The 26,457-nt window shown below is 65.8% G+C and carries 24 protein-coding genes and 1 pseudogene; 18 read left to right on the top strand and 7 right to left on the bottom strand.

Features of this window, described 5'->3' with window-relative positions; genetic code table 11:
- Nucleotides 1-128 precede the first annotated feature (128 nt).
- From XcuCFBP2542_RS19395 to XcuCFBP2542_RS14130, 5 genes and pseudogenes are all read left to right on the top strand, one after another.
- The gene (locus XcuCFBP2542_RS19395) at nucleotides 129-629 is read left to right on the top strand and encodes a hypothetical protein (protein ID WP_146090336.1); all 501 of its coding nucleotides are present in this window, start codon (nucleotides 129-131) and stop codon (nucleotides 627-629) included.
- Nucleotides 630-666: 37 nt separating this feature from the next.
- Nucleotides 667-1,131 (top strand): annotated as a pseudogene (locus XcuCFBP2542_RS20320) (hypothetical protein); the annotation flags it as partial.
- A 402-nt stretch (nucleotides 1,132-1,533) separates the two neighbouring features.
- Complete coding sequence (locus XcuCFBP2542_RS14140; RefSeq protein WP_104604171.1) at nucleotides 1,534-2,034, top strand: TspO/MBR family protein; 501 nt, start codon at nucleotides 1,534-1,536, stop codon at nucleotides 2,032-2,034.
- 562 nt (nucleotides 2,035-2,596) lie between these two features.
- Nucleotides 2,597-5,104 (top strand): bifunctional aspartate kinase/homoserine dehydrogenase I, encoded by a 2,508-nt coding sequence (gene thrA / locus XcuCFBP2542_RS14135; RefSeq protein ID WP_104604170.1) that lies wholly within the window; start codon nucleotides 2,597-2,599, stop codon nucleotides 5,102-5,104.
- Between the two features lie 26 nt (nucleotides 5,105-5,130).
- Nucleotides 5,131-6,096, top strand: coding sequence for a homoserine kinase (locus tag XcuCFBP2542_RS14130; RefSeq protein WP_104604169.1), 966 nt, complete (start codon nucleotides 5,131-5,133; stop codon nucleotides 6,094-6,096).
- Nucleotides 6,097-6,158: 62 nt separating this feature from the next.
- Here XcuCFBP2542_RS14130 and XcuCFBP2542_RS14125 read toward each other — a convergent pair whose 3' ends face one another.
- Nucleotides 6,159-6,473 (bottom strand): EthD family reductase, encoded by a 315-nt coding sequence (locus XcuCFBP2542_RS14125; RefSeq protein WP_104604168.1) that lies wholly within the window; start codon nucleotides 6,471-6,473, stop codon nucleotides 6,159-6,161.
- A 152-nt stretch (nucleotides 6,474-6,625) separates the two neighbouring features.
- Here XcuCFBP2542_RS14125 and thrC point away from each other — a divergent pair, with 152 nt between their 5' ends.
- Both thrC and XcuCFBP2542_RS14115 read left to right on the top strand, forming a co-directional pair.
- The gene (thrC, locus tag XcuCFBP2542_RS14120) at nucleotides 6,626-7,936 is read left to right on the top strand and encodes a threonine synthase (protein ID WP_208800542.1); all 1,311 of its coding nucleotides are present in this window, start codon (nucleotides 6,626-6,628) and stop codon (nucleotides 7,934-7,936) included.
- Between the two features lie 101 nt (nucleotides 7,937-8,037).
- Nucleotides 8,038-8,778, top strand: a complete 741-nt coding sequence (locus XcuCFBP2542_RS14115; protein ID WP_104604167.1) for a murein L,D-transpeptidase catalytic domain family protein — start codon at nucleotides 8,038-8,040, stop codon at nucleotides 8,776-8,778.
- A gap of 164 nt (nucleotides 8,779-8,942) precedes the next feature.
- Here the strand turns inward: XcuCFBP2542_RS14115 and XcuCFBP2542_RS14110 are convergent, their stop codons facing one another.
- A complete protein-coding gene (locus tag XcuCFBP2542_RS14110; RefSeq protein ID WP_211293009.1) occupies nucleotides 8,943-9,566 on the bottom strand; it encodes a helix-turn-helix domain-containing protein in 624 nt (207 codons plus the stop codon).
- Between the two features lie 249 nt (nucleotides 9,567-9,815).
- Between XcuCFBP2542_RS14110 and hisS the strand changes: the two genes are divergently transcribed.
- From hisS to XcuCFBP2542_RS14055, 11 genes are all read left to right on the top strand, one after another.
- Complete coding sequence (gene hisS, locus XcuCFBP2542_RS14105) at nucleotides 9,816-11,228, top strand: histidine--tRNA ligase (RefSeq protein WP_104604165.1); 1,413 nt, start codon at nucleotides 9,816-9,818, stop codon at nucleotides 11,226-11,228.
- A 749-nt stretch (nucleotides 11,229-11,977) separates the two neighbouring features.
- Nucleotides 11,978-12,316 carry a YerC/YecD family TrpR-related protein gene (locus XcuCFBP2542_RS14100; RefSeq protein WP_104604164.1) on the top strand — a complete coding sequence of 113 codons (339 nt, stop codon included), beginning with the start codon at nucleotides 11,978-11,980 and terminating at the stop codon, nucleotides 12,314-12,316.
- Nucleotides 12,313-13,227 (top strand): ATP phosphoribosyltransferase, encoded by a 915-nt coding sequence (gene hisG / locus XcuCFBP2542_RS14095; RefSeq protein WP_104604163.1) that lies wholly within the window; start codon nucleotides 12,313-12,315, stop codon nucleotides 13,225-13,227. Before XcuCFBP2542_RS14100 ends, hisG begins: the two co-directional genes overlap by 4 nt.
- Nucleotides 13,224-14,519 carry a histidinol dehydrogenase gene (gene hisD / locus XcuCFBP2542_RS14090; protein ID WP_104604162.1) on the top strand — a complete coding sequence of 432 codons (1,296 nt, stop codon included), beginning with the start codon at nucleotides 13,224-13,226 and terminating at the stop codon, nucleotides 14,517-14,519. Before hisG ends, hisD begins: the two co-directional genes overlap by 4 nt.
- Nucleotides 14,516-15,607, top strand: a complete 1,092-nt coding sequence (gene hisC, locus XcuCFBP2542_RS14085; RefSeq protein ID WP_104604161.1) for a histidinol-phosphate transaminase — start codon at nucleotides 14,516-14,518, stop codon at nucleotides 15,605-15,607. Before hisD ends, hisC begins: the two co-directional genes overlap by 4 nt.
- A complete protein-coding gene (gene hisB, locus XcuCFBP2542_RS14080) occupies nucleotides 15,604-16,731 on the top strand; it encodes a bifunctional histidinol-phosphatase/imidazoleglycerol-phosphate dehydratase HisB (RefSeq protein ID WP_104604160.1) in 1,128 nt (375 codons plus the stop codon). The genes hisC and hisB overlap by 4 nt, the downstream gene beginning before the upstream one ends.
- The gene (gene hisH / locus XcuCFBP2542_RS14075; protein WP_104604159.1) at nucleotides 16,728-17,330 is read left to right on the top strand and encodes an imidazole glycerol phosphate synthase subunit HisH; all 603 of its coding nucleotides are present in this window, start codon (nucleotides 16,728-16,730) and stop codon (nucleotides 17,328-17,330) included. The genes hisB and hisH overlap by 4 nt, the downstream gene beginning before the upstream one ends.
- The gene (gene hisA, locus XcuCFBP2542_RS14070; protein ID WP_104604158.1) at nucleotides 17,327-18,061 is read left to right on the top strand and encodes a 1-(5-phosphoribosyl)-5-[(5-phosphoribosylamino)methylideneamino]imidazole-4-carboxamide isomerase; all 735 of its coding nucleotides are present in this window, start codon (nucleotides 17,327-17,329) and stop codon (nucleotides 18,059-18,061) included. The genes hisH and hisA overlap by 4 nt, the downstream gene beginning before the upstream one ends.
- Nucleotides 18,055-18,831 (top strand): imidazole glycerol phosphate synthase subunit HisF, encoded by a 777-nt coding sequence (gene hisF / locus XcuCFBP2542_RS14065; protein WP_104604157.1) that lies wholly within the window; start codon nucleotides 18,055-18,057, stop codon nucleotides 18,829-18,831. Before hisA ends, hisF begins: the two co-directional genes overlap by 7 nt.
- Complete coding sequence (gene hisIE, locus XcuCFBP2542_RS14060) at nucleotides 18,821-19,441, top strand: bifunctional phosphoribosyl-AMP cyclohydrolase/phosphoribosyl-ATP diphosphatase HisIE (RefSeq protein WP_104604156.1); 621 nt, start codon at nucleotides 18,821-18,823, stop codon at nucleotides 19,439-19,441. Before hisF ends, hisIE begins: the two co-directional genes overlap by 11 nt.
- Nucleotides 19,442-19,589: 148 nt before the next feature.
- Nucleotides 19,590-21,176 carry a calcineurin-like phosphoesterase C-terminal domain-containing protein gene (locus tag XcuCFBP2542_RS14055; RefSeq protein ID WP_104604155.1) on the top strand — a complete coding sequence of 529 codons (1,587 nt, stop codon included), beginning with the start codon at nucleotides 19,590-19,592 and terminating at the stop codon, nucleotides 21,174-21,176.
- Between the two features lie 187 nt (nucleotides 21,177-21,363).
- On the opposite strand, the gene XcuCFBP2542_RS14050 is transcribed toward XcuCFBP2542_RS14055, so the two are convergent.
- The 5 genes from XcuCFBP2542_RS14050 to XcuCFBP2542_RS14030 form a co-directional block, all read right to left on the bottom strand.
- A complete protein-coding gene (locus XcuCFBP2542_RS14050; protein WP_104604154.1) occupies nucleotides 21,364-22,455 on the bottom strand; it encodes a C13 family peptidase in 1,092 nt (363 codons plus the stop codon).
- 83 nt (nucleotides 22,456-22,538) lie between these two features.
- A complete protein-coding gene (mtnC, locus tag XcuCFBP2542_RS14045; RefSeq protein ID WP_104604153.1) occupies nucleotides 22,539-23,237 on the bottom strand; it encodes an acireductone synthase in 699 nt (232 codons plus the stop codon).
- A gap of 2 nt (nucleotides 23,238-23,239) precedes the next feature.
- Nucleotides 23,240-23,806: a 1,2-dihydroxy-3-keto-5-methylthiopentene dioxygenase gene (locus XcuCFBP2542_RS14040; RefSeq protein ID WP_104604152.1), complete on the bottom strand. Its 567-nt coding sequence runs from the start codon at nucleotides 23,804-23,806 to the stop codon at nucleotides 23,240-23,242.
- 40 nt (nucleotides 23,807-23,846) lie between these two features.
- Nucleotides 23,847-24,500 carry a methylthioribulose 1-phosphate dehydratase gene (locus XcuCFBP2542_RS14035; protein WP_104604151.1) on the bottom strand — a complete coding sequence of 218 codons (654 nt, stop codon included), beginning with the start codon at nucleotides 24,498-24,500 and terminating at the stop codon, nucleotides 23,847-23,849.
- A 523-nt stretch (nucleotides 24,501-25,023) separates the two neighbouring features.
- Nucleotides 25,024-26,454, bottom strand: coding sequence for an amino acid permease (locus XcuCFBP2542_RS14030; RefSeq protein WP_104604150.1), 1,431 nt, complete (start codon nucleotides 26,452-26,454; stop codon nucleotides 25,024-25,026).
- Nucleotides 26,455-26,457: the final 3 nt, after the last annotated feature.

Genomic DNA, 26,457 nt, shown 5'->3' with positions numbered 1-26,457 from the left:
ACGCTTCGCTGGACAATCGCCGTAGAAATCGCAGTGACACTACTTGGAACGATGTCTCCGCACCTTCGCATTTAATGACACAGTAGGACTAAGGCATTGCCAAGAAAGTCAAAGCCGAGCGAAATTCCATGAATAATTTGAGTGTTATCAGTAAGCTGGATGGGATGAAAAAGTACCTTGATTGGAGAAAATCATGGGGTGATGAGGATGTGGATGTATTTTCTTTTCTGTCAAGCGAGGGTAGCCCGGAAGAGATATTGGTGTTTTGTAAGATTATTCTTCCTGATCTTGTAATATTCAATAATTTTGTGTTTTTAGAATTCAAATTTGATGAAGAGCAAGTATGTTATTGGGCTGCGGAGCTTGAAAATGACATGGTGAAGCTGCAAGGCTTCGTGAATTCCGTCCGCTTATACGATGTCTTTAGTGGATGCCAAGAGGATGTAGGTGATACTGTCTTTGAAATCCTTGCTGAAGCAATTGCAACTTCTTGGGAGATGCTGCTCAAAAGTAAATTTCCATCTCAAGAATTTGTGATAAATAGAAGTTCTGGTGAAGACGGGTATGGGCCTGTCGTTAGTTTTTACCAAAAATCTCCTTTTAATCGGAAGGAACGGGGTCAGGTGTAATTAATAAGTCAATCTATTCCTGAGGTTTCGCGATTGCGCCAACAGCGGCGCCAACAGCATCCGTGTCGCGACGGGCACCGCGGGTAGCACGGGTGCGCAGGTCGGCGCCAACACACAGGACGCCACGCTGGCCGCCTCCGGTGGCATCGTCGCCACGTCGGTCGCGCCGGTCATGTCCAACGACAATGGCCTGGGGCGCAGCACGGTCGATCAGGTCGCGGTGCAGACCACTGCGGCCGGCACCGGCATCGTGGCAGGCAGCACCGAGAGCCGGATGCGCGTGGATCCGGCGACCATTCCGGTGACCGATCTGGTAGGTGGTGGGCAGACCTCGCTGAGCCAGATCGATCTGCCCATCGGCGGGCTGTATCGCCTGTCCAATGGCACTGCTACCGACCGCACCGCCATGGGTCGTGCAGCCACCGGCCACGGCGGCATCAATGCCTGGCGCAGCAACGGCCCTGGCCGTCGTTATCTGATCGAGACCGACCCCCCCCATGTCACGATAGTTGTCCGCTCCCCTGAATCCTCAGATGGAGACCCCGATGGCCCGCTACAGCCCCGAACTCAAAGACCAGCTCGTCCGGCGGATGATGCCCCAGGTGATTGTCAACATAGTTGTCTACTATCTCATGCTGCGAACTTCATTTCTCAGCAGAGCTGCCGCCTCCGCCAGTACTTGATCCTCGCGCAAAAGCTCATTGCGTTGGGATCAATCAGATCCGTTGGGAGGAACGCGATATCCCAACGGGCGGCTGGCGGCGGATATAGGTGAGGTACCGGACGCTGCCCTACGTCAGCATCCATGCCCTGAGCCATGACTCAGCCCCGCTGATCCGCGTAGTCACGGCTTACACAGATGCTCTGACAACCTGAAGCACGCAAATAACACGTCAAAACGATCATGACGCAAGCTGTTTCACGAAAACTGCAATGGTTTGGCCTTCTTGGATGGCTGGTGCTGTGCTACGCCGTGGCCGGGCTTGGCGCAATGGCATCGATCCAGGCAGCCAGCTTCTATGCCGAGTTGCTGCGGCCGGCCTGGGCGCCGCCGGGATGGTTGTTCGGGCCGGTGTGGACGGTGTTATACGGGATGATGTCGCTGTCAGTGTGGTTGGTGTGGCGCCGTGCAGGGGGCGGCGAAGCGCGAGTGGCATTGATACTCTTCTTAGCGCAGCTGGCACTGAACGGGCTGTGGAGCTGGTTTTTCTTCGCGTGGCATCTGGGAGGGTGGGCTTTCGCGGACATCGCGGCGCTGTGGCTTGTGCTGGCGGCCACCATCAGGGTGTTTGCGAAGAGGCAAACTCTGGCGTCGTGGTTGTTGGTGCCGTATCTGGCATGGGTGAGCTTCGCGGCTGCGCTCAACTTTTCGGTTTGGCAACTCAATCCTCAGGTGTTCGGTTGATCGGGTTGCCGACCTGCGCGCGCGCCGATCTGCGTGGCGACGGCGATGCGTTGTTGCCAGATACGAAGTCACATCAGTAGCGAGCGATGCATTGCGCAAGGCGATCCCGTCAGCTGAGTCACATTCGTCGCGCCGTACGAATGCGTGGGGGAGCATCGAAATCTGCGCGCGGCGGCTTATCGAGATGACTCCAAAAGTTTCCATGGCAATCAATTGCTTGCGTGCGCCCGACTTAAATCCCTGAGCGGCAAGGTTTTCTGTTGCCGACGCCAAGCGTGCATGCTGGCTCATTCACGCAGGGCTTGACAGAGCTCGTCCCGGTGATGTCTTTTTGCATACATGGTCAGTGCCTTTCCCACCGTTTTGCCTCTCTGCCAGCCGCTGTTGCGGGCAGGCGCGGGTGTGGCCGGCACTATCACCACCATTACCACCGTCACCATTCGCCCGGTGCGGTCCGTCGTCTTCGCGTAATTTCCGAAAACAACGGCCCCGCACCCGGATCAGGATGCGGGGGCTTCCCTCTCACCTGATACGGACGGGGCCTCCCTAACGAGGTCTGTCGATGTCATCGCCTGTTGTTTCGCTCGATCCTGCCGCCGTCGTGGCGCCCTCCCTCCGCACCGTGGTGCACAAGTTCGGCGGCACGTCGGTGGCCGATGCCGAACGCTATCGGCATGTGGCGCAGCTGTTGCTTGCCCGCGATGAGCCGGTGCAGGTCACCGTGGTCTCGGCAATGAAGGGCGTGACCGATGCCTTGATCGCACTGGCCGAACTGGCTGCGCAGAATCGCGCCGAATGGCGCGAGCGCTGGCACGAAACCCGTGCGCGCCATCGCGGTGCGGCAGTGGCGTTGCTCGGCGAGCACTCCGGGCCAACGGTGGAGTGGCTGGACGAACGCTTCGAGCATCTGGCGCAGATCCTTGGCGCGCTGGCGGTGATCGGCGAGTTGCCGCGCGAAGTGCTGGACCGCGTGCAAGGCCTGGGCGAGGTGTATTCGGCCCAGTTGCTGGGCGACCACTTCCGCGCGATCGGCGAAGACTGCGCGGTGCTGGATGCCCGCGATGTGCTGGTGGTCAACCGCGGCGAACTGGGCGTGGATGTGGATTGGGATGTCAGTGCGCAGCGGCTGGCCACTTGGCGCCAGGCGCATCCGCAGACGCGCGTGGTGGTCACCGGTTTCGTGGCGCGCGACCGTGCCGACCGCATCACCACGCTGGGGCGCAACGGCAGCGATTACTCCGGTGCGATCTTTGCGGCGCTGTTCAATGCCGAAGAGCTGCATATCTGGACCGACGTGGATGGCGTGCTATCGGCCGACCCGCGTGTGGTGCCCGAAGCGGTGCAACTGGAAACGCTGAGCTATGACGAAGCCTGCGAGCTGGCGTACTTCGGCGCGAAGGTGGTGCATCCGCAGACGATGTCGCCGGCGATCGAGCGCGGGCTGCCGATCATCATCCGCAACACTTTCCAGCCCGAGCATCCGGGCACGCGCATCACGGCCAGCAGCGCGGTGAGCGGGCCGATCAAGGGCCTGACCCTGAGCCCGGATCTGGCGGTGCTGAATCTGGAAGGCACTGGCCTGATCGGTGTGCCTGGCACGGCCGAGCGGGTGTTTGCGGCGCTGCGCACGGCGCAGGTGTCGGTGGTGATGATCTCGCAGGGCTCGTCGGAGCATTCGATCTGTTGCGTGGTCAAGCAGCACGAATCGGAGCGCGCGCGCAGCACCTTGTTGCAGGCCTTTGCGCATGAGCTTGCCGTGGGCCAGGTGCAGCGCGTGCAGCTGACCACGGGCATCAGCGTGCTGGCGGCAGTGGGCGACGGCATGGCCGGTCAGCCGGGCGTGGCGGCGCGCCTGTTCGAATCGCTGGGGCGCGCGCAGGTGAATATCCTGGCGATTGCGCAAGGCTCGTCCGAACGCAATATCTCGGTGGCGATCGATGCGGCGCATGCGACCAAGGCCTTGCGAGCGGCGCATGCCGGCTTCTGGCTGTCGCCACAGACGTTCTCGGTGGGCGTGATTGGCCCGGGCAATGTGGGCGCGGCGTTGCTGGACCAGTTACGCATTGCGCAGCCGCAATTGCTGGGCAAGGCCAACCTGGACCTGCGCCTGCGCGCGGTGGTCTCGCGCGGGCGCATGTTGCTGGACGAGCGCGGCCTGGTTGGCGATTGGCGCGATGCGTTCGCCGCGGCCGCCACGCCGACCGATCTGGAACGGTTCACCACGCATCTGTTGTCGGCGCACCTGCCGCATACGGTCATCATCGATTGCAGCGGCAGTGCCGAAGTGGCCGACCGCTACGCCGGCTGGCTGGCCGCCGGCATCCATGTGGTGACGCCGAACAAACAGGCAGGTTCCGGCCCGCTGCAACGCTACGAAGCCATTCGTGCCGCCGCCGATGCCAGTGGTGCGCGCTTCCGCTACGAAGCCACCGTGGGCGCTGGCCTGCCGGTGATTACCACGCTGCGCGATCTGGTTGATACCGGCGATGCGGTGACCTCGATCGAGGGCATTTTCTCCGGCACGCTGGCGTGGCTGTTCAACAAGTACGACGGCAGCGTGCCGTTCGCCGAACTGGTGACCCAGGCACGTGGCATGGGTTATACCGAGCCGGACCCGCGCGACGATCTGTCCGGTGTGGACGTCGCGCGCAAGCTGGTGATCCTGGCGCGCGAAGCAGGCCGCGCCATCAGCCTGGAAGACGTGCAGGTGGAAAGCCTGGTGCCGGAAGCACTGCGCCAGGCCAGCGTGGACGACTTCATGGCGCGGCTGTCGGAAGTGGATGCGGTGTTCGCGCAGCGCCTTCACGATGCGCGTGCACGCGGCAACGTGCTGCGCTACGTGGCGCAGCTGCCGCCAGACCGCGCGCCCAGCGTGGGCCTGGTGGAGCTGCCGGCCGATCACGCCTTTGCCAATCTGCGCCTCACCGACAACGTGGTGCAGTTCACCACGCGCCGCTACTGCGAAAACCCGCTGGTGGTGCAAGGCCCGGGCGCCGGCCCGGAAGTGACTGCGGCTGGGGTGTTCGCCGATCTGCTGCGCGTGGCGGCGGGCGAGGGGGCGCGGTTGTGAGTCACTCCGCTGTCAGCCAGTCACCGTTGTTCCAGACGGGTGAGGCAGGGCGCATCACTTCCACTGGGGTGCTGCAGCAAGCGCGCGCGTTCGCGCCGGCCTCGGTGGCCAACGTGGCCGTGGGCTTCGATCTGCTCGGTTACCCGGTCCAGGGCGTTGGCGACACCGTGACCGTGCGGCGTATCGACGAACCGCTGGTGCGCATCGCCGCCATTCGCGGCACTACCGTTGCGCTGCCGCTGGATGCCGAGCGCAATACCGCAGGTGCGGCATTGCTGTCGCTGCGCGCGGCGTTACAGTTGCCTTACGGTTTCGAGGTGGAGATCGACAAGGGCATCGCGCTGAGTTCGGGCATGGGCGGGTCGGCTGCCTCATGCGTGGCTGCGCTGGTGGCCGCCAATGCGCTGCTGGAAACCCTGCTCAGCAATGCGCAGCTCTACCAGTACGCACTCGATGGCGAAGCGGTGGCCAGCGGTAGCCGGCATGGCGACAACCTGGGTCCGCTGTTTTTAGGCGGCCTGGTGCTATGCACGCTGGAGCGGCTGGTGCCGATCGCGGTGCCGGCTGCGTGGCATAGCCTGCTGGTGCATCCGGAGGCGGCGCTGGAAACCCGGCGCGCGCGCGAGGCATTGGCGGGTGCGTATCAGTTGCGCGAGTTCGTCGCACAGAGCACCAACCTGGCGCTGGTGCTGGCCGGTTGCCACGCCGGCGATGCCGATCTGGTGCGTGCCGGCCTGCGTGATGTGCTGGTCGAACCACGGCGTGCGCCCCTGATCGGCGGCTTTGCGGAAGCCAAGCAGGCCGCGCTCGACCAGGGCGCGTTGGGTGCCAGCATTTCCGGTGCCGGCCCCAGCGTGTTCGCATGGTTTGAAACGCGCGATGCGGCGCAGGCAGCGGCGCCGGCGGTGCAGGCCGGGTTTGCCGCAGCAGGATTCGACAGCCAGTGTTGGGTGTCGCCCATCGCAAGCCCGGCAGCGCGGTTGATCGGATGACGCGGTATCTACCCCCAGCGCGTGCGCCGCGTGCCGCAGACCAGCGGCACGCGGCGCACGCCTCACTCCACCACCACTTCGCTGATCTGCATGACCGGCGTCAGATCGGTGTAGTTGGCCACGTCGGCAAGAATCTCCTGCGCATGGGGGGCGAAGCTTGCATTGAAGGTCTCCACCGAGTCGCAAAAGATATGGCACATACCGATGAAGGGCGGGCTGCTGCCGGGCTGGCCGCCGCGCAGGCCCTTGTCCACGGTGTAGCGCAGGCAGGCCGCTCCCATGCGCGCGCTCACCAACGGCATGTGCCGGTCGCGGTAATCGCTGTGGTCAAAACGGGCGCCTTCGCGGTTGGGGTACATCACGCTGACTTTAATCATCTGCCGGCTCGACGGAACGGTGCGCGCAGCATAGCGCCGCACTGTCCTGGGCGAGTGACCGCACGGACACGCGGATGCAGGATCGTCGCGCCTCGTACCCGTTCACCGATTGCCTTGCCGGGCCATGCCCGGTCTTCTTCTTGTCTGGAGTCATGCTGATGTTCATTTCCACCCGTGGCGGTGCGCCCGCCGCAAGCCTGAGCCAGGCCATCGCCGCCGGATTGGCACCCGATGGCGGGCTGTACGTGCCGCAGACGCTGCCACCGGCGCGCAACCTGGCAGCTGGCGCCGATCTGGCCGCCACCGCCACCACGCTGCTGCAGCCGTTTTTTGCGGGTGATGCGTTGGCCGATGCGTTGCCGGCCATCTGCGCCGAAGCCTTCGATTTCCCGGCGCCGCTGGTGCCGCTGGCCACGCCCGGCGACTACGCGCTGGAGCTGTTTCACGGGCCGACCGCTGCGTTCAAGGATTTCGGTGCGCGTTTTCTGGCCGCCTGCCTGACCCGCCTGCGCCGTGCCCAAGACCGCCCGCTCACCATCCTGGTCGCCACCTCCGGCGATACCGGTGCGGCGGTGGCCGCCGCCTTCCATCGCCAGCCCGGGCTGCGCGTGGTGGTGCTGTATCCGGATGGCCGCGTCTCGCCCCGGCAGGCGCATCAGCTGGGCTGCTTCGGCGACAACATCCAGGCCCTGCGCGTGGCCGGTTCGTTCGACGACTGCCAGGCGATGGTCAAGCAGGCGCTCAACGATGCGTCGCTGCAGGCGCAGGTGCCGCTGAGTTCGGCCAACAGCATCAGCCTGGGGCGGCTGCTGCCGCAGATGAGCTACTACGCGCACGCCGCCCTGCAGCATCATGCGGCCTCCGGCGGCGTGCTGAACCTGGTGGTGCCCACCGGCAACCTGGGCAACGGGCTGGCGGCGATCATTGCGCGCGCGCTCGGGGTACCGCTGGGTCGCATCGCGTTGGCCTCCAATGCCAACCACGTGTTGCCGGACTACTTTGCCGGCGACGACTACGCACCGCAGCCCAGCGTGGCGACGCTGGCCAATGCCATGGACGTGGGCGCGCCGAGCAATTTCGAACGCCTGCGCTGGTTGTACCAGGGTGACGACGCGGCGCTGCGTGAGGCCTTCCGCGCCCTGTCGGTGGACGATACGGCAATCAGTCACACCATCGGGCAGCGCCATGCGCGCTACGGCGAGGTGCACTGCCCGCACACTGCCACCGCGGTGCATGTGCTGGAACAGCTGCGCGCAGAAGGGCCGGAAGGCGTGACCGGCGATTGGGCGGTGGCCGCCACCGCGCACCCGGCCAAGTTCGAAGGGGTGGTGGAGCCGTTGATCGGCGCGCCGGTGGCCGTTCCGCCTGCGCTGGCGGCGCTGTTGCAGCGTACGGCACATGCCGAGGCGCTGGCGCCGGAGTACGCCGCGCTGCGGCAGCGGCTGCTTGCCGACGCCGGCTGACCGAACGCGTTCAGCCGCCCGGGGTTGGAAAGTGGCGCGCTTGGGGCAATCCTAGACCGGTGCGGCCCCGGCGTGGCGCTGCGTTCGATGTGGGTTGCTGCATGTCTTATCGAGTGATCGCCGTTGCCGTCGCCCTCTGCGGGTGGGCAACGGCCGGAGCGGCCCTGGCGGCCGATGCCATGGCCGCGTCCCCGGTGTCGCCGCTGGGCATGCCGCGTGCGGGACTGATCGATGCGCTGGCGCGCCAGGCCCCGGCGCTGGATCGCCAGGTGCTGGCGCTGGCGACCGAGGCCTTGCAATGCGCGCGGCAGCGGCAGCAGGTGGGCGATGAGCGCGTGCTCAGCGTGATCGACTACAGCCGGCCGTCCACCGAGCGCCGGCTATGGGTGTTCGATCTGGCGCGTCAGCGCTTGCTCTTCAAGGAGTGGGTGGCGCACGGGCGCAATACCGGCGAAAACCTGGCCGCGACCTTTTCCAACACCGAGGGCAGCTTCCAGTCCAGCCTGGGCGCCTTCACCGCGCAGGAGTCCTATACCGGCCAGAACGGCTATTCGCTGCGGCTCAAGGGCCTGGAGCCGGGCTTCAACGACCATGCGCGCGACCGCGCCATCGTCATCCACGGCGCGCCCTACGTGAGCGAGGCCATCATCCGCAGCCAGGGTCGGCTGGGCCGCAGCCTGGGCTGCCCGGCGGTGCGTCCGGCGGTGGCCAAACAACTGATCGACACCTTGCGCGATGGTGCGTTTGTGTTCGCCTACTACCCGGATCGCGCATGGCTGCGGCAGTCGCAGTTATTGCATGGCGGCTGCGGCGCGGCGGTGGCAGCGGTCGGGGGACGTTGACGCGCGTGGTTGCGGCGTGACGCGGTTGCCCGCGTTGTCGCATCGGCAGGTGTGTGGGGTCAGGCTGATGGGCGAGGCGCTGTTAGGCGCACGTGTGGACCACCATCGCCCGCTGTCGTCCACCGCACCTTTCGGGCGGCAGCGGGGTGCGGCCCGACCGGATTTCAGTCCGTTTCGCCGGCCAGGCTGCGCAATGCGGCGTAGTCGAGGAGTTGTACCAAGTGCAGCTGCGGCAGCGCGATCAGCTGCTGCTGCCTGAGCTTGGTGAAGGTGCGGCTCACCGTTTCCATGGTCAGGCCGAGATGGTCGGCAATGTCGCCGCGGCTCATCGGCAGCGCCACGGTGTCGCCACTGTTGCCGGGCTGGGTGGAGCGCGCAGCCAGCCGCAGCAGGAAATGCGCCAGCCGCTCGCTGGGCTGCAGGCGCGCCAGCAGCAGGCCGGTGTCCTGGGCGGCGGCCAGCTCCATGCTGGCGCGCTGCAGCAGCTTGCGTTCCAGATGCGGGTAGCGCTCGCGCAGCTGGCGCATCTGCGCCATCGGCGTGCGGCACACGCGGGTTTCGACGATGGCTTCGATATCGTGCCGGTGCTGCGGGGTCTCGGTCAGCCCCACGTAGTCGCCGGGCAGCACGAAACCGGTGATCTGGCGGCGCCCGTCGGCCAGCGTGCGCACCAGCCGCAAGGCGCCGGAGGTGACGGTATAGACGTGGTGGCGTGGCTCGCCGGCCCGGACCAGGGTGCTGCCGGGCGCATGCACCGAGCCGCTGGTGGCCTGGTCGAGCGCGTCCATTTCCAGCGGCGACAGCGCGGCGCAGATCGCCCGGCCACGGACCGCGCACAGCGCGCAATCGGAATTGCGCGCGTCCACGCCAGCTGCCGCGCTGGGCGCAGGGCAGGTCACGCTGGGGTCTGGAAGCTGCCGGTACATGAGCCACGCACTGCCTGGAACGCGCCCGCATGATACGCCATGCGGTCAGCACGGCCGCTCAGCCGGTAGAATTGCCGGCTCGCCCCCCGTCGTCCTGCAGGAGTTTCGCTCGTGATCAAGCCCCGTACGCCGCCCGGCATCATGGAATTGCTGCCACGCGAGCAGATCGCGTTCCAGCGCACGCTGGACGTCATCCGCCGCAACTACGAGCGGTTCGGGTTCCTGCCGGTCGAAACCCCGGTGTTCGAGCTGTCCGATGTGCTGCTGACCAAGTCCGGCGGCGAGACCGAGCGCCAGGTGTATTTCGTGCAGTCCACCGGTGCGTTGGCCAATGCGGCGGCGGCCACCGATGAAGGCGCAGAAACTGGCGGGCTGCCCGAGCTGGCACTGCGCTTCGACCTCACTGTGCCGCTGGCGCGTTATGTTGCCGAGCACGAGCACGACTTGAGCTTCCCGTTCCGTCGTTACCAGATGCAGCGCGTCTACCGCGGCGAGCGAGCGCAGCGTGGGCGGTTTCGCGAGTTCTATCAGTGCGACATCGACGTGATCGGCAAGGATGCGTTGAGCATCCGCTACGACGCCGAAGTGCTGGCGGTGATCCACGCGGTGTTTGCCGAGCTGGGCATCGGCGACTTCAAGGTACAGATGAACAACCGCAAGCTGCTGCGCGGCTTCTTCGAAAGCCTGGGCGTGGCCGAGGGCGAACTGCAGCTGGCAGTGCTGCGCGAGGTCGACAAGATCGACAAGCGTGGCCCCGATTACGTGCGCGACACGCTGATGGGCGAGGGTTTCGGCATCGCTGCCGAGCAGGTCGCCAGGATCCTGGGCTTCGTGGCGGTGCGCTCGAACGGGCATGCCGATGCGCTGGCGCAGTTGCAGGCGCTTGAGGCGTCGGTGGGTGCGAGTGCGACGCTGGGCGAGGGCATTGCCGAGCTGCGCGAGGTGCTGGAGCTGGTCAAGGCGTTGGGCGTGCCGGAAACGGCGTGCTGCCTGAATTTCTCGATCGCGCGCGGGCTGGACTACTACACCGGTACCGTCTACGAGACCACGCTCACCGATCACCCGCAGATCGGCTCGATCTGCTCGGGCGGCCGTTACGAAAACCTGGCCAGCCACTACACCAAGTCGAAGCTGCCCGGCGTCGGCATCTCGATCGGCCTGACCCGGCTGTTCTGGCAGCTGCGCGAGGCTGGCCTGATCCAGGGCATCGCCGAGAGCAGCGTGCAGGCGATGGTGGCGCTGATGGACGAAGCGCGCCTGGATGATGCGCTGGATATCGCGCGCCGCCTGCGTATCGGTGGCATCAATACCGAAGTGCAGATGGAGCCGAAGAAGATCGGCAAGCAGTTCCAGTACGCCGCGCGCGCCGGCATCCGCTTCGTGGTTCTGGCCGGCGACGACGAGCTGGCACGCGGCGTGGTGGCGGTGAAGGACCTGGTGCGCGAACAGCAGTTCGAGGTAGCGCGCGAGGAGCTGGCGAGCACGCTGCTGGTGGAGCTGGAGCAGGCCAAGGTGATGCCGTAAGGCAGCGCTGCGCGTTGCTGGTTTTTCGACTGGCTGGGCACGGAATCGGCGTTTGAAGCGGTGTGTGGTAGCGCGCGAGGTCCTTCCCCCATCCGCCCTTCGGGCACCTTCCCCCGCAGGCGGGGGAAGGGCAGCACGTGTTCTTCGAGCCCGATACGCCTTGCTTCGCTCCCTTCTCCCGTTGACGGGAGAAGGTGGCGCGCAGCGCCGGATGAGGGGGCTTTGCAGCTTCCCAGCGGCTCAGCTGCAAGGTTGGGTGTAGCGCTTCACCCAGGCTTCGTTGCCGGTTTGTGATTGGCGGGGCACGCGATTTGTACTTGAGGAGGGCGGCGCCGGACGGGGTCCTGCCCCCATCCACCCTTCGGGCACCTTCCCCCGCAGGCGGGGGAAGGGTAACGGCTGTCTTCCGAGTTCCACAGATGCCTTGCTTCGCTCCCTTCTCCCATTGACGGGAGAAGGGAGAAGGGAGCGCGCAGCGCCGGATGAGGGGGCTTTGCAGCTTCCCAGCGGCTCAGCTGCAAGGTTGGGTGTAGCGCTTCACCCAGGCTTCGTTGCCGGTTTGTGATTGGCGGGGCACGCGATTTGCACTTGAGGAGGGCGGCGCTGCACGAGGTCCTGCCCCCATCCGCCCCTCGGTCACCTCCGGGGGGGGCAAGGCAGCCGTTCCGAACTGTTCTGACGTCGCCACCAGGCAGGTGACAGGTCACGCTATTTGCGCTAATGTACTAGCACGCTATTACATTAACGCAATGAAACAACGCCCAGCCCCCCGCGAATCCACCGATGTTGCCGCTTCGCTGCAGATGCTGGCCGATGCCTTGGCCTGCCTGAAAGAGCCCGGCGCGGTCGAGGCATTCCTGCGTGATCTGTGCACGCCTGCCGAGCTGGAGGCCATGGCCGACCGTTGGCGGGTGGTGCCACTGCTCATCAAGGGCGTGCCGTACCGCGAAATCCACGAGCTGACCCAGGTCAGCGTGACCACCATCGGGCGCGTTGCGCGCACCCTGGACCATGGCGCCGGTGGGTACGCCGCCGCCCTGCGCGAGCAAGCCGCAGGCCCTGTCCAATCCATCGAGAGAACAAGATGAGTGCTTCCACGGCAGCGCCGGCACGTGACCGGCTGCGTATTGCCATCCAGAAAAACGGCCGCCTGGCCGAGCCAGCGCGCAGCCTGCTGGCCGCCTGCGGGCTGAGCTGGCGGCAGAGCCGCGACAAGTTGTTCTGCTATGGCGAATCGCTACCGGTGGATCTGTTGCTGGTGCGCGATGACGACATTCCCGGCCTGATCGCCGATGGCGTTTGCGACTTGGGGATCGTGGGCCAGAACGAGCTGGACGAGCAGGCATCGGCGCGTCGTCGCGCTGGCTTGCCGGCCGCGTACTACGCCGTGCGCGGAGTCGGTTTCGGCCAGTGCCGGCTGATGCTGGCAGTGCCGGAAGAGTGGGACTGGCAGGGCATGGCGCAGTTGGCGGGCAAGCGCATCGCCACCAGCTACCCGGCGATCCTGGCCGACTGGCTGGAGCGGCAAGGGATCGATGCGGCGGTGGTGGAGCTGTCCGGTTCGGTGGAGATCGCACCGCGGCTGGGTACCGCGGACCTCATCTGCGATCTGGTCTCCAGCGGCGCCACCCTGGCGGCCAACCAGCTCAAGCCGGTGGAGCTGGTGATGGAAAGCGAAGCTGTGCTGGCCGGCGCGGTGCGCGAGCCGGCCGATGCACGCGCGGCGTTGCTGGCAATGCTGCTGCGGCGCATGGATGGCGTGCTCAAGCTGCGCGACAGCAAGCTGCTGATGTTCCGCGCGGAGCAGACCCATGTGGAAGCGCTGCGCCGCCTGCTACCCGATGCCGAGCCATTGGTGCAGCTACCCGACGACGGCAACGGCGCGCTGCGCTTGCAGACCATGTGCCATGGCGCGGTGACCTGGCAACGCTTGGAAGAACTCGAACGCGCAGGTGCGCAAGGCTTGATGGTGTTGACGGTGGAGCGCTCGCTGGCATGAATATTCTCGATTGGTCCCGACTCGATAACGGTGCGCGCGCCGCTGCGCTGACGCGTCCGGCGCAGACCGTGGCCACCCAGACCCGCGATGCGGTGGCGGCATTGATCGACGATGTGCGCACACGTGGCGATGCGGCGCTGCGCGCGATCACCGCGCGCTTCGATGGCGTGTCACTGGACAGCTTCGTGGTCACCGATGCCGAATTTGCTGCGGCCGATGCGGCCGTGGCACCGGAGCTGCGCCAGGCCATGCGGGACGCCGTCGCGCGCATCGAGACCTTTCATCGCGCCGGCATGAGCGAAGGCTACGCGGTGGAAACCGCACCCGGTGTGGTCTGCGAAAAAATCGTGCGGCCGATCGGCCGGGTGGGCCTGTATGTGCCGGCCGGTAGCGCCCCGTTGCCGTCGACTGCGCTGATGCTCGGCGTGCCGGCGCGCCTGGCCGGTTGCCGCGAGGTCGTGCTATGCACGCCGCCACGCAAGGATGGCAGCGTGGACCCGGCGGTGCTGGTGGCCGCGCAGCTCACCGGCGTGCGCCGTGTGTTCAAGCTCGGTGGCGCGCAGGCGATTGCCGCGATGGCCTATGGCACCGAATCGGTGCCGAGCTGCGACAAGTTGTTCGGGCCGGGCAATAGCTATGTCACCGAAGCCAAGCAGCAGGTGGCGCAGTCGGGTGCGGCGGCGATCGACATGCCGGCCGGTCCGTCGGAGGTGCTGGTGATTGCCGATGCCGGTGCGCAACCGGCGTTCGTGGCCGCCGACCTTTTATCGCAGGCAGAACACGGCCCGGATTCGCAGGTGTTGCTGCTGTCCGACAGCGATACCCTGATCGCGGCGGTGCAGGTGGAACTGGACACGCAGTTGGCGCAGCTGTCGCGTGCGGAGATCGCCCGCCAGGCGCTGGCACAGTCGCGGCTGATCAAGGTGCAGTCGCTGGACGAGGCGTTTGCCATCAGCAACCGCTATGCACCGGAACATCTGATTCTCGCGCTGCGCGAGCCGCGTGCATGGCTGGCCCAGGTCGAAGCGGCCGGCTCGGTGTTCTTGGGCGACTACACACCCGAGGCACTGGGCGATTATTGCAGCGGTACCAACCACGTCCTGCCGACCAGCGGTGCGGCGCGGGCGTATAGCGGGGTGAGCGTGGCCAGCTTCCAAAACATGCTGAGCGTGCAGGCGGCCAGCAAGGCCGGTATCGAAGGCATCGGCGAATGTGCCTTGATCCTGGCGCGTGCCGAAGGCCTGGATGCGCATGCCAATGCGGTGGCGGTGCGAATGGGAGTGGCCGCATGAGTACGTCGTCGATCCTGGATCTGGTACGCGAAGATCTGCGTGCGTTCGCCGGCTATTCGTCGGCGCGCACCAGCGCCTTGCAGGGCGATGTCTGGCTCAACGCCAACGAGTCGGCCTGGGGCAATCCTGCCGACCCGCAAGGCAGCACGCGCCGCTATCCCGATCCGCAACCCGGCGCGCTGCGCAACGCCTTGGCGGCGCTGTATGGCTGCGCGCCGGAACAGTTGTTGATCGGCCGTGGCAGCGACGAAGCGATCGATCTGCTGGTGCGTAGCCTGTGCGTGCCCGAGCGCGATGCGGTGGTGGTCACCCCGCCGGTGTTCGGCATGTATGCGGTGTGCGCGCGGCTGCAGAACGCGCCACTGGTCGAGGTGCCACTGGTCGATGGCAGCGACGGTTTCCATGCCGATCTTCCGGCCATCGTGGAAGCCGCGCTGGCGGCAAAGGCCAAACTGGTGTTCCTGTGTTCGCCGTCCAACCCGGCCGGTTCGGCGATCACACTGCAGGAGGTGGAAACCGCCTTGCAGGCGCTGCAAGGCAAGGCGTTGGTAGTGGTCGATGAAGCCTATGGCGAATTTTCCGATGTGCCATCGGCGGTTAGCCTGCTGGAGCGCTACGACAACCTGGCCGTGCTGCGCACCTTGTCCAAGGCACACGCGCTGGCGGCCGCGCGCATCGGCAGCCTGATTGCCAATGCGCAATTGATCGCGCTGCTGCGCCGCTGCCAGGCGCCGTACCCGGTGCCTACGCCGTGCGCGGCGATGGCAGTGCAGGCGCTATCCGCGCCGGCACTGGAGGTGACCCGCCGGCACATTGCCGAAGTGCGCAGCGAGCGCGAGCGCGTTCGTCTCGCCCTTGCGCGACTGCCTGGCGTGCGCCGGGTCTATGCATCGCAGGGCAATTTCCTGCTGGTGCGCTTCGACGACGCAGAAGCCGCCTTCCAGGCGCTGCTGGAGGCCGGGGTGGTGGTGCGCGACCAACGCGCGGTGCCGCGCCTGTCCGATGCGTTGCGCATCACCCTGGGCACCGTCGAACAGAACGAGCGTGTGCTCGGTGCGCTGCGGCGCACGCAGGAGGCTGCGGCATGACCCCGATTCTTTTTGTCGACCGCGATGGCACGCTGATCACCGAGCCGGCCGATTACCAGATCGACGCGTATGAAAAGCTGCGCTTCGTCGACAACGTCATCCCGGCGATGCTCAAGCTGCGCGATGCCGGCTACCAGTTCGTCATCGTCAGCAACCAGGATGGGCTGGGCAGCGAGAGCTATCCGCGGGCTGCGTTCGATGGCCCCAATCACCTGATGCTGCAGATCTTCGCCAGCCAGGGCATCGAGTTCCGCGAAGTGCTGATCGACTGCAGCTGGCCGGCCGATAATGCGCCCACGCGCAAGCCGGGCGTCGGCCTGATGGTGCCGTACCTGCAGGACCGCAACATCGACTGGGCGCGCTCGGCAATGGTGGGCGACCGTCTCACCGACATCCAGTTCGCGCAGAACCTCAACATCCGCGGTTTCCAGCTGCGGACCGACGAATTCGGTGGCGAGTGGGACTGGCCCGGCATCGCGCACGAGCTGGTCGATGCGCCGCGTCGTGCGGTGGTCCAGCGCAACACCAAGGAAACCAGGATTCGCGTCGAGCTGGACCTGGATCGCGTGGCCGAGCCGCAGACCGCCACCGGCCTGCCGTTCTTCGACCACATGCTGGAACAGATCGGCAAGCACGGAGGGTTTGCGCTGGACATTCGTGCCGATGGTGATCTGCATATCGATGAGCACCACACCATCGAAGACACCGGCCTGGCGCTGGGTCAGGCGCTGCGAGAGGCGCTGGGCAATAAGCGCGGCATCGGCCGGTATGGCTTCGATCCGTCGGAAAGCCCATGGCTGGCCGCAGGCGAGGGCGCGCAGCATGGGTTCACGCTGCCGATGGACGAAACCATCGCCAGTGCCGCACTGGATTTCAGTGGCCGGCCGTACTTCGTATTCGAAGGCGACTTCAAGCGCGAGCGCGTAGGCGACATGCCCACCGAACTGGTGCCGCATTTCTTTCGCTCGATCTGCGATGCGTCCGGATTGAACCTGCATCTGAGCGTGCGTGGCGACAACGACCACCACAAGGTGGAAGCCTGCTTCAAGGCGCTGGCGCGTGCGCTGCGCCAGGCGATCCGCCGCGAAGGCACCGCCTTGCCGTCCACCAAGGGCGCGCTATGACCGCCGTTGCGCTGATCGATGCCGGTGGCGCCAATCTGGGCTCGGTGCGTTATGCGCTGGAGCGGCTGGGCGTGGACGCACGGGTGGTGCGCGATGCAGCGGGGTTGCAGGGCGCGCAGCGGGTGATCCTGCCGGGCGTCGGTGCGGCGCCGGAGGCAATGTCGCGCCTGCGTGCGCAAGGCTTGGTCGAACCATTGCAGCAGCTGCAGGTGCCCTTGATCGGCATTTGCCTGGGCATGCAGTTGTTGTTCGAACACTCCGAAGAAGGCGATGTCGACTGCCTCGGGCTGCTGCCGGGCATCGTGCGCCACATGACGCCGGCGCTGGGTATCCGCGTGCCGCACATGGGTTGGAACCAGCTGCTGCCGCTGCGCGCGTCCGCGCTGCTGGCCGGCCTGCCGGAGCGCGCCAGTGCGTATTTCGTGCATGGCTACGCGGCACCGGTGACCGCCGATACCGTGGCCGCCTGCGATCACGGCGGTCTGTTCACCGCCGTGGTGCACCAGGGGCTGCGCTGCGGCGCGCAGTTCCACCCCGAGCGTTCGGCAGACACCGGCGCACGCATTCTGCGCAATTTTCTCGAGATGAGCTTTCCATGAGTTTTACTGTCTACCCCGCGCTGGATATCCGCGATGGTCGCGTGGTGCGTCTGCTGCAGGGCGATTACGCCCGCGAAACCCGCTACGGCGACGATGTACTGCCGCGTGCGCAGGCCTTCGCCGATGCCGGCGCGCAGTGGATGCATCTGGTCGATCTGGATGCGGCCAAGGCCGGCGGCTACACGCTGGCCACGCTGCTCGGCGAGATCACCCGGCAGACCGGCTTGCAGGTACAGACCGGCGGTGGCGTGCGGTCGCGCGACGATGTGGCGCGCATCCTCGATGCCGGCGCTGCGCGCGTGGTGATTGGCTCATTGGCGGTGCGCGAGGCCGACACCGTGATCGGCTGGCTGCAGGAATTTGGCGCCGAGCGGCTGACCATTGCGCTGGACACGCGCCAGGATGCTGCCGGTGCATGGCAATTGCCGGTGCATGGCTGGACCGAGGCGGCGGAGGCCACCCTGGATCAACTGGCGGTGCGTTACGCGCAGGCCGGCCTGCAGCACCTGCTGTGCACCGACATCGCGCGCGACGGCATGTTGTCCGGGCCGAACATGGCGTTGTACGCGCATCTGCGTGCGCTTGCGCCGCAGTTGCAGGTGCAGGTCTCCGGCGGCGCGCGCGATCTTGCCGATGTGGCGGCGGCCAAGGCCTCCGGCTGCGCCGGCATCGTGCTGGGCAAGGCTTTGCTGGAAGGCCAGCTGAATCTCAGCGAGGCAGTGGCATGCTGAGCCGGCGCATCATTCCGTGCCTGGACGTGCGCAATGGCCGCGTGGTCAAGGGCGTCAAGTTCCGTGACCACATCGACATGGGCGACATCGTCGAACTGGCGCTGCGTTACCGCGCGCAGGGCGCCGATGAGCTGGTGTTCTACGACATTGGTGCCAGTCCGGAAGGGCGTTCGGTCGATTACACCTGGGTGGAGCGGGTGGCGCGGTTGATCGATATCCCGTTCTGTGTGGCCGGCGGCATTCGTGATGTCGACACCGCGCGTGCGGTGCTGCATGCCGGTGCCGACAAGATTTCCATCAACTCCCCGGCGCTGGGCCGCCCGCAACTGATCTGCGAACTGGCCGATGCCTTCGGCGTGCAGTGCGTGGTGGTCGGCATCGATTCCATTCGCGAAGAAGACGGCCAGTGGCGGGTACGCCGCTATACCGGCGACCCCAGCAAGACTCAGGCGCTGCCGATGCGCACGCTGGACTGGGTGGCCGAAGCGCAACGCCTGGGCGCAGGCGAGATCGTGCTCAACTGCATGGACAATGATGGCGTGCGGCGCGGTTACGACATCGCGCAGCTGCGTCAGGTGCGTGCACTGTGCCAGGTGCCGTTGATCGCCTCCGGCGGCGCCGGTCAGATGCAGCACTTTGCCGATGTCTTCGACCAGGCCGACGTGGATGGCGCGCTGGCCGCCAGCGTGTTCCATAGCGGCGCGATTCCGATTCCGGAACTCAAGCAGTTCCTGCGCGCGCAACAGATCGAGGTACGTGATGGGCAGTGACACCGTGACAACCGACAACGCGCTGCAAGCGCTGGACTGGAGCAAGGGCGAGGGCCTGTTGCCTGTCATCGTGCAGGACGCCGACAACCTGCGCGTGTTGATGCTGGGCTATATGAATGCCGAAGCGCTGGCTGTCACGCAGCAGCGCGGCGAGGTCACCTTCTTCAGCCGCAGCAAGCAGCGGCTGTGGACCAAGGGCGAGAGCTCGGGCAACGTGTTGCGCGTGGTGTCCATCCAGGCCGATTGCGATGCCGACACGCTGCTGGTGTTGGCGCGCCCGCACGGACCCACCTGCCATCTGGGTCGCACCAGCTGTTTCCCGACCGCGCCTGGCCAGTTCCTGGGCAGCCTGGATGCGCTGATCGCCACGCGCGCGCAGGAGCGCCCGCAGGGCAGTTACACCACTAAATTGTTCGAGCAGGGCATCCACCGTATCGCGCAGAAGGTGGGCGAGGAGGGCGTGGAAACCGCGCTGGCCGGCGTGGTGCAGGACGATGCCGAGTTGCTCGGCGAGTCGGCCGATCTGCTGTACCACTTGATCGTGTTGCTGCATGCGCGCGGTCTGGCCTTGGGCGATGCGGTGGCGCTGCTGGAATCGCGACACACATAAGACCTCGCTGCACCGCACCCGTAGGAGCGCGCCCGAGCGCGATGGGGCGTTACCGGTAACACCCCATCGCGCTCAGGCGCGCTCCTACGTGAAACGGTAATCCGGTCCAGCCCCGCTACAATCGCCGCTGGTCATCGCTGGAACATCCATGCCGCTTCGTCTCGCCCTTCTGGCCGTTGGCCTGCTCGCAGGCACTGCGCACGCGCGCGATGCCGTCGTCGATGGCGTGGTGTTCGAAGAGCGCGACGGCAGGCCGGGGCGCAGCCATGACGAGCCTGGTCTTGCCGGTGTGATCGTCTCCAACGGGCAGCAACTCGTGCGCACCGATGCGCAAGGCCGCTATCGCTTGCCGGTACGCGAGGGCCAGACGGTCTTCGTCGTCAAGCCGGGCGATCGCCGCTTCGTGCCAGCTGCCGATGGCTTGCCCGGGTTCTGGCGTCACTACGCGCCCGCCGGCACGGCCAAGCACAAGTACGCCGGCATTCCCGCGACAGGTAAAAACACGCACCACTGGGATTTCGCGCTCTCCCCGCGGCAGGACAGTGGCGCCGAAGGCTTCCAGATGTTGATTTTCGCCGATAGCCAGACCGCCACGCTCACCGATGTCGACTACTACCGTCGCGATATCGTGGCGCCCATCGTCGGCAAGGTGTCGGCACGGTTGGGTACCACGTTGGGCGATATCGTCAATGACGATCTGAGCCTGTACCCGGCCTTGAACGCGGTGACCACCCAGCTCGGCGTGCCCTGGTTCCATGTGCCGGGCAACCACGATCTCAACCTGGATGCTGGCGACGATCTGCACTCGCTGGACACCTGGCGCGCGGTCTACGGCCCGGACACCTACGCGGTGGAAGAAGCCAACGCCAGTTTCGTGTTCCTGGACGATGTGGTCTACACGCCGGGCGCCAGGCCGGCGTACGTCGGTGGCCTGCGCGAAGACCAGTTCGTCTTCCTGCAGGCTTATCTGGCGCAACTGCCGCGCGAGCGCTTGGTGGTGTTGGGCATGCACATTCCGCTCTTCGATGCGGCACCGGGGCAGGAAACCTTCCGCCATGCCGATCGCCGGCGCTTGTTCGCGCTGCTCAAGGATTTTCCGCATGTGCTGGTGTTGAGTGGGCACAGCCATACCCAGCAACACGTGCAGCATGGCGCCGCCGAGGGCTGGATGGGCGCGCGTGCGCTGCACGAGTACAACGTGGGCGCTGCCTGCGGTGCGTTCTGGTCGGGCATGAAGGATGCCGACGGCATTCCCGACACGACGATGAGCGACGGCACGCCCAATGGCTACGCCGTACTGAAGGTGGCACCGGCTGGCGACTACACGCTGGATTATCACGCAGCGCGGGCAGCCGATGATGCGCAACTGTCCTTGCATGCGCCAAAGGTGTTGCGACAGGGCGCATACCCGGCCTGGGGCATCTACGCCAATGTGTTCATGGGCCAGGACGACACTGCGGTGGAGATGCGCATCGATGACGGCGGATGGCAACCGATGCAGCGGCTGGAGCGCGCAGACCCAGGCGTGTTGGCCGAGAACATGCGCGACGATGCCGCCGACGCGTTGCGCGGCTACGACCGTTCTCCCGAGGCCACGCCGTCCACCCATCTGTGGCGCGGTGCATTGCCGACCAAGCTGGCGGTGGGCGAGCACACCGTCGAGGTCCGCGCGAGCCTGCCGACCGGCCAGTACACGGCGCGTACCGTGTACCGCCTGCAGCGCGCTGAACCCTGAGCGCGGCTGGCATCATGACGTGATGCTTGAAACACAAACGCCTCCACGAAGGAGGCGTTTTGAGGATCCGGGCTGGCAGGCGACGGCGCGCTGGCGGGATCGGTGCTGGCTGGCTTGATGCTGGCTGGCCGGGTGAGTGTAGCGAGGCGGCGCAGGCGTTGACGAAATGAGAATTAGTCTCAGTCTGTCACGGCGTGCGCGTGGCCGGTGAGTGGGCGTCGGGTGCTGCCGTCTCCGGGGCTGCTGTCTTGTCGTTGGTGCTTTCGGCAGCGGGGGCCGGGTTGCTGCTGTCCTGCGGATCGGCATCGGCCGCGCGCGCGACCGGCGGATAGGGATACGCAACCGCCGGCCCCGGCGTCAGCCCCGCCCGCCAGCGGGCAATCACTGGCGCGATGCGCTTGCCGAGTGACTGCTGCGGCAGCGAGGGCAGTTCGCCGTCCTGTTTTTCGCGCGCAGTGATCGCGGCCTTGGCCATGGTGAAGGCGGCCAGTGGATCGTCGGTCTGGTTCATCGCATCGATCAACCAGGCTTGGCCGAAGTAGGTGGCGTTGGAGGTGTTGCCGCAGCCGAACGAGGGGCGGTCGGCGCGCGCGGCGGTCAGGATCAGCGTGTCCGGCGAGCGCAAAGCAGGGATGAAGCCGCCGGAATAGCAGGCCGACAGCACGATGATGCGGTGGCCGATCCCGGCATCGTCCAGCGCGGTGCGTAGATCCTGCGGGCTGATGAAATCTTCTTCGTTCTCGTCCACCTGCACATACAAGCTGTGGTCTTCGGTGCCATGCGTGGTGACGAACAGCAATAGCGCGTCTTCCTTGCGGTCCATGCGCTTGCCGATGGCGGCGAGCGTGTCGTGGAGATTGTCGTAGGTGGCCAGCGGCGCGTACGGCTGCTCGCCCAGGTTGTCGGGGTTGTTGACCAGGGTGACCACACGGCCGCGCGTATCGAAGCGTTGCTCGAACAACTGCTTGAGGTAGAGCGTCTCGTTGCGGAACACATCGTCACTGGCATCGCCAGCAAACCCGACCACGTACAGATCGGTCACGCCGGGGCGCTGCGGTTGCAACGCCGACAGCGCCTTGGCCAGTGCGGCCTGGTCGATCAGGTCTACTTCGGCTGCTTGTTTCCCTGCCGGCGCCGGCAAGGCGGCGCCGGCATCGGGGTGGCACCCGGCCGGCAGGGCGACCATGGCCAGCAGCAACAATGCCCGGCGGATTGCGGCAGCTGCGGGTAGACCGGTGGGTAGCGAAGGGAACAACGCCGATGCCTCACGAATGCCCATGGAGGCTGTGCTTGAACAATGCGCTCCGAAGGACGCCCGGCTGCCGTGCGGGCAGCCGGATGTGCTCAATCACCCGCCTGGTTTCAGAACACCAGCTGGGAAAAACTTTCCACGCGCTGGTGGCTGCCGATATCGTCCGCAGAACGCGGCGTGGGGTAGTCCTCGCGGCGATCCAGCAGGGCGGTACGCATGCCGGTGCGCTTGGCCGCATCCAGTTCCTCGATCACGTCGGACAGGAATAGGATCTGCGCGGCGGGTACGCCGATGCGTTCGGCGATGCGGCGATAGCTGGCGCTCTCGCGCTTGGGGCCGACTTCGGTATCGAACCAGTCGCTGACCAGCCCGCTCAGGTCGCCGGCATCGCTATGGGCAAAGAACAGCTTCTGTGCCGGCACCGAGCCGGAGGAATACACAGACAGCGGGATGCCCTGCGCATGCCAGGCCTGCAGCTGGATCGCCGCATCGGCATAGATGTGCGCGGTGAAGTCGGCGGTCTTGTAGCCGTCGCCCCAGATCAGGCCTTGCAGGGCCTTGAGCGCGGTGTGCTTGCGGTCCTCGTCGATCCAGGTCTGCAGCGTGGTAATCAGGACTTCGTCCGGTACGTCCTCGCCGATCTCGTCGGCCACCTGGTTGAGCCAGTGGCGCACCTGCGGATGATTGCCGTGTTCGCGCACATAGGCGGGCATGGCACGGCGTGCATACGGAAACAGCACGTCCTTGACGAACGAGATGCTACTGGTCGTACCTTCGATATCGGTGAGGATCGCTTGCGGTCGTGTCATCGTCAGCTGGCCTTGTGCGGTTTCTCGGGGGCGTAGCGGGGGAATTGTGTGGCGATTTGGGTGCCGGTGAAGTGGCCGACCCAGCCGTCCGGCTCGGTGAAGAAGCGGATCGCCACGAAGTGTGGCTCCGGTCCCATGTCGAACCAGTGCAGGGTTCCGTCAGGCACGGCAATCAGGTCGTCCTTGACGCACTCGATCTCGTAGACCTTGTCCTGTACATGCAGGGTGAACAGGCCCGAGCCGGCGACGAAAAACCGTACCTCGTCTTCCTTGTGGAAATGCTCGTCGAGGAATTTGGCGCGCATTTCCTCGCGCTTGGGATTGTCCGGCGCGATGCTCACCACATCCACGGTCTTGAAGCCGCGCTCGGCGCTGATGCGGTCGATGTCGGCGCGATAGGCATCCATGACCTGCTCGGGCGTGGCGCCGGGTTCGACCGGCTGGCTGGCGTGCCAGCGCTCGAAGGTCACGCCGATCTTCTTCAGCTCGGTGGCGATGGCGTCGCCGTCGCGGCTGTCGAAGTCCGGCGTGGCGGGGTTGGTGTCGGCGAAGATACGCAGTCGGCTCATGGCGGTCTGGCTCACGAAGGGGGACGGGCAGAACTTGAACTTAGCGCGGGCCGCGCAGTTTCAGCAGTTCGAGTTCGCAATGCAGCAGGAATTCGAACGCCTCCAGATGACGGCGTGCCTCGGCCATGTTGCGGCCCCAGGCATACAGGCCGTGTCCTTCGATGAGATACCCCCACAGGCTCTGTTTGTCCAGCAAGGCCTCCACCTGCGCCGCGAGCACCTGCATGTCCTGGGTGTTGGCGAACACCGGCACGTCCACTGCAGTGTCGTGGGTGATATTGCCATCGAAGGCCTTGAGCAATTCGTAGCCTTCCAGACGAATCACACCGGCGTCGGCATACAGGCGGGAAGCAATCGTCTGCACCGGCGAGTGGGTATGCAGCACGCAGCCGATCTCCGGAAACCGGCGATACAACTGGGTATGCAACAGGGTTTCCGCAGACGGGCGCAACGGGCGGCCGACGGGCTGGCCATCGAAATCCACCACCATGATGTCTTCTTCGACCAGCCGGCCCTTGTCGCGGCCGGAAACCGTGATCGCGGCGTGCTGCTCGTCCAGGCGATGGGAGAAATTGCTGCTGGTGGCTGGCGTCCAGCCAGCCTGGGCCAGCTCGCGGATGTTGCCGATCAGCAACTGCGCCAACTCGTGCAGACGCGCGGCGCTATAGGGCAGGGGGGCAGTGGTCGCATTCATGGACCTATTCTACTGCCCTGCCGGATTACGGTCAGGTGCAGCGCAGCAGGGTGTGTTGCAGCCACGCCCGGACTTGGAGCGTCCGACGGGATGAAGGGCGTGCGCGTCTGGCAGTGAGGGCAGTGGTTTGGTCAGCCACCTCTGGGCGGATGCAGTTGGAAGCCCAAATCAAACGCTGAGTCGGTCGGGGGCTCGGTGCCCTCACCGCTCGCGGGACACGCCGTGAACCCGTCCCTGGGGGCTCGATGGCGGCATCCATGCCGCCAACGGTCCCGCAATCGGCGAGGACACCGAGCCAGACTGTTGGTCGGTTGCTTGCTGAAAAGCAGGTTCGTTGATCGGCTGGCGTTAGGCGGACGCACGTGTCAGCACAGCAGGGCAAGGACCCTGCAATCAAGCGACAGATCAGCGCTCTCAAGCCAAGCGGCAGATCGGCCGCTCTGCAACGAGCACCCGGATCATCTGCACTGCCATACGCCGCTGCGTAGTCTTTGCGTCAGCCACTGATGGCTCGCGTGTTGGCTCAGCGACCGTCGCGCAGGCGGCTGTGGCGATAGCCGTAGCCGAAGTAGACCACCAGCCCGACCAGCGTCCACACCCCCATCAGCATCCAGTTGTGCAGGGTCATTGCCGACAGCAAGGCAAGGCAGCTCAGCACTCCTGCGATGCAGATCGGCCAGGCGAACGGAATGCGGAACGGACGCGGCAGTTCCGGGTGGGTGTGGCGCAGGATCATCACGCCGGCGCAGACGGCGGCGAAGGCGATCAGCGTACCCATCGAGGTCAGCTCGCCCAGCACATCCAGTGGGAAGACGGCGGCCAGCAGCGCGATGCCCACGCCGGTAATGACGGTGTTGATATGCGGCGTGCGGTACTTGGGGTGGATGCGGGTGAAGATCGGTGGCAGTAGACCGTCGCGCGCGATAATCATGAAGATGCGCGGTTGCCCGATAATCATCACCAGCACCACCGACGACAGCCCGATCAACGCGCCCACTTCCACCACCACGCGCAACCAGGCCAGCTGTGGATGCGCGGCCACCGCCGTGACCACTGGCTCGTCGGTGCCCAGCAGGGTGTAGGGAATCAGGCCCGTCATCACCGCGGCCATGGCGATGTACAGCACGGTGCAGATCACCAGCGACAACATCATGCCGATCGGCAGGTCGCGCTGCGGCCGGTGCGATTCCTGCGCCGCCACCGAGACGGCCTCGAAGCCGATATAGGCGAAGAACACCATCGCCGCGCCGCGCAAGACGCCTTCCATGCCGTACTTGCCCGGGCCTTCGTTGGCCGGAATGAAGGGGTGCCAGTTGGAAGGATCCACATATTTCCAGCCGGCCACGATGACCAGGAGGATGAGCCCCGTCTTGAGGATCACCATGGCCATGTTCATCGCCGACGACTTGCGGATGCCCACGTAGCACAACCAGGTCAGCAACAGCACGATACCGGCGGCCGGCAGGTTGGCGATGGCGCCGGTGGGTTGTAGCTTGCCGTCCAGCGGGGCGCTGACCAGTGCGGCCGGCAGGTGGATATCGAAGTGTTCCAGCAGGCTCAGGAAATAGCCGGTCCAGCTGACCGCTACCGCCGAAGCCGAGACGCCGTACTCCAGCACCAGCATCCAACCGATGAACCAGGCCGCCAGTTCGCCGAAGGTGGCGTAGGTATAGGTATAGGCGCTGCCGGACACCGGCACCATCGCTGCGAATTCAGCGTAGGCCATGGCGCAGAACGCGCAGCAGACGGCGGCCAGCACGAACGACAGCACGATCGCCGGGCCGGCATGGTCGGCCGCTGCCTGGCCGGTGATGACGAAGATGCCGCCGCCGATCACCGCGCCGATGCCGAGTGCGGTCAGCCCCCAGGGGCCGAGCGCGCGTTGCAGGCCCAGCCCGTCGGCCGCCTCATGGCTGGCGTGCGGGTGTTTGGTGGCCCAGAGTTGTTTGAACATGGA

The sequence above is a fragment of the Xanthomonas cucurbitae genome, from assembly GCF_002939885.1.
GTDB classification, from domain to species: domain Bacteria; phylum Pseudomonadota; class Gammaproteobacteria; order Xanthomonadales; family Xanthomonadaceae; genus Xanthomonas; species Xanthomonas cucurbitae.
The sequence above is the reverse complement of the archived record's forward strand: the minus strand, read 5'-3'. Positions and strand labels throughout refer to the sequence as shown.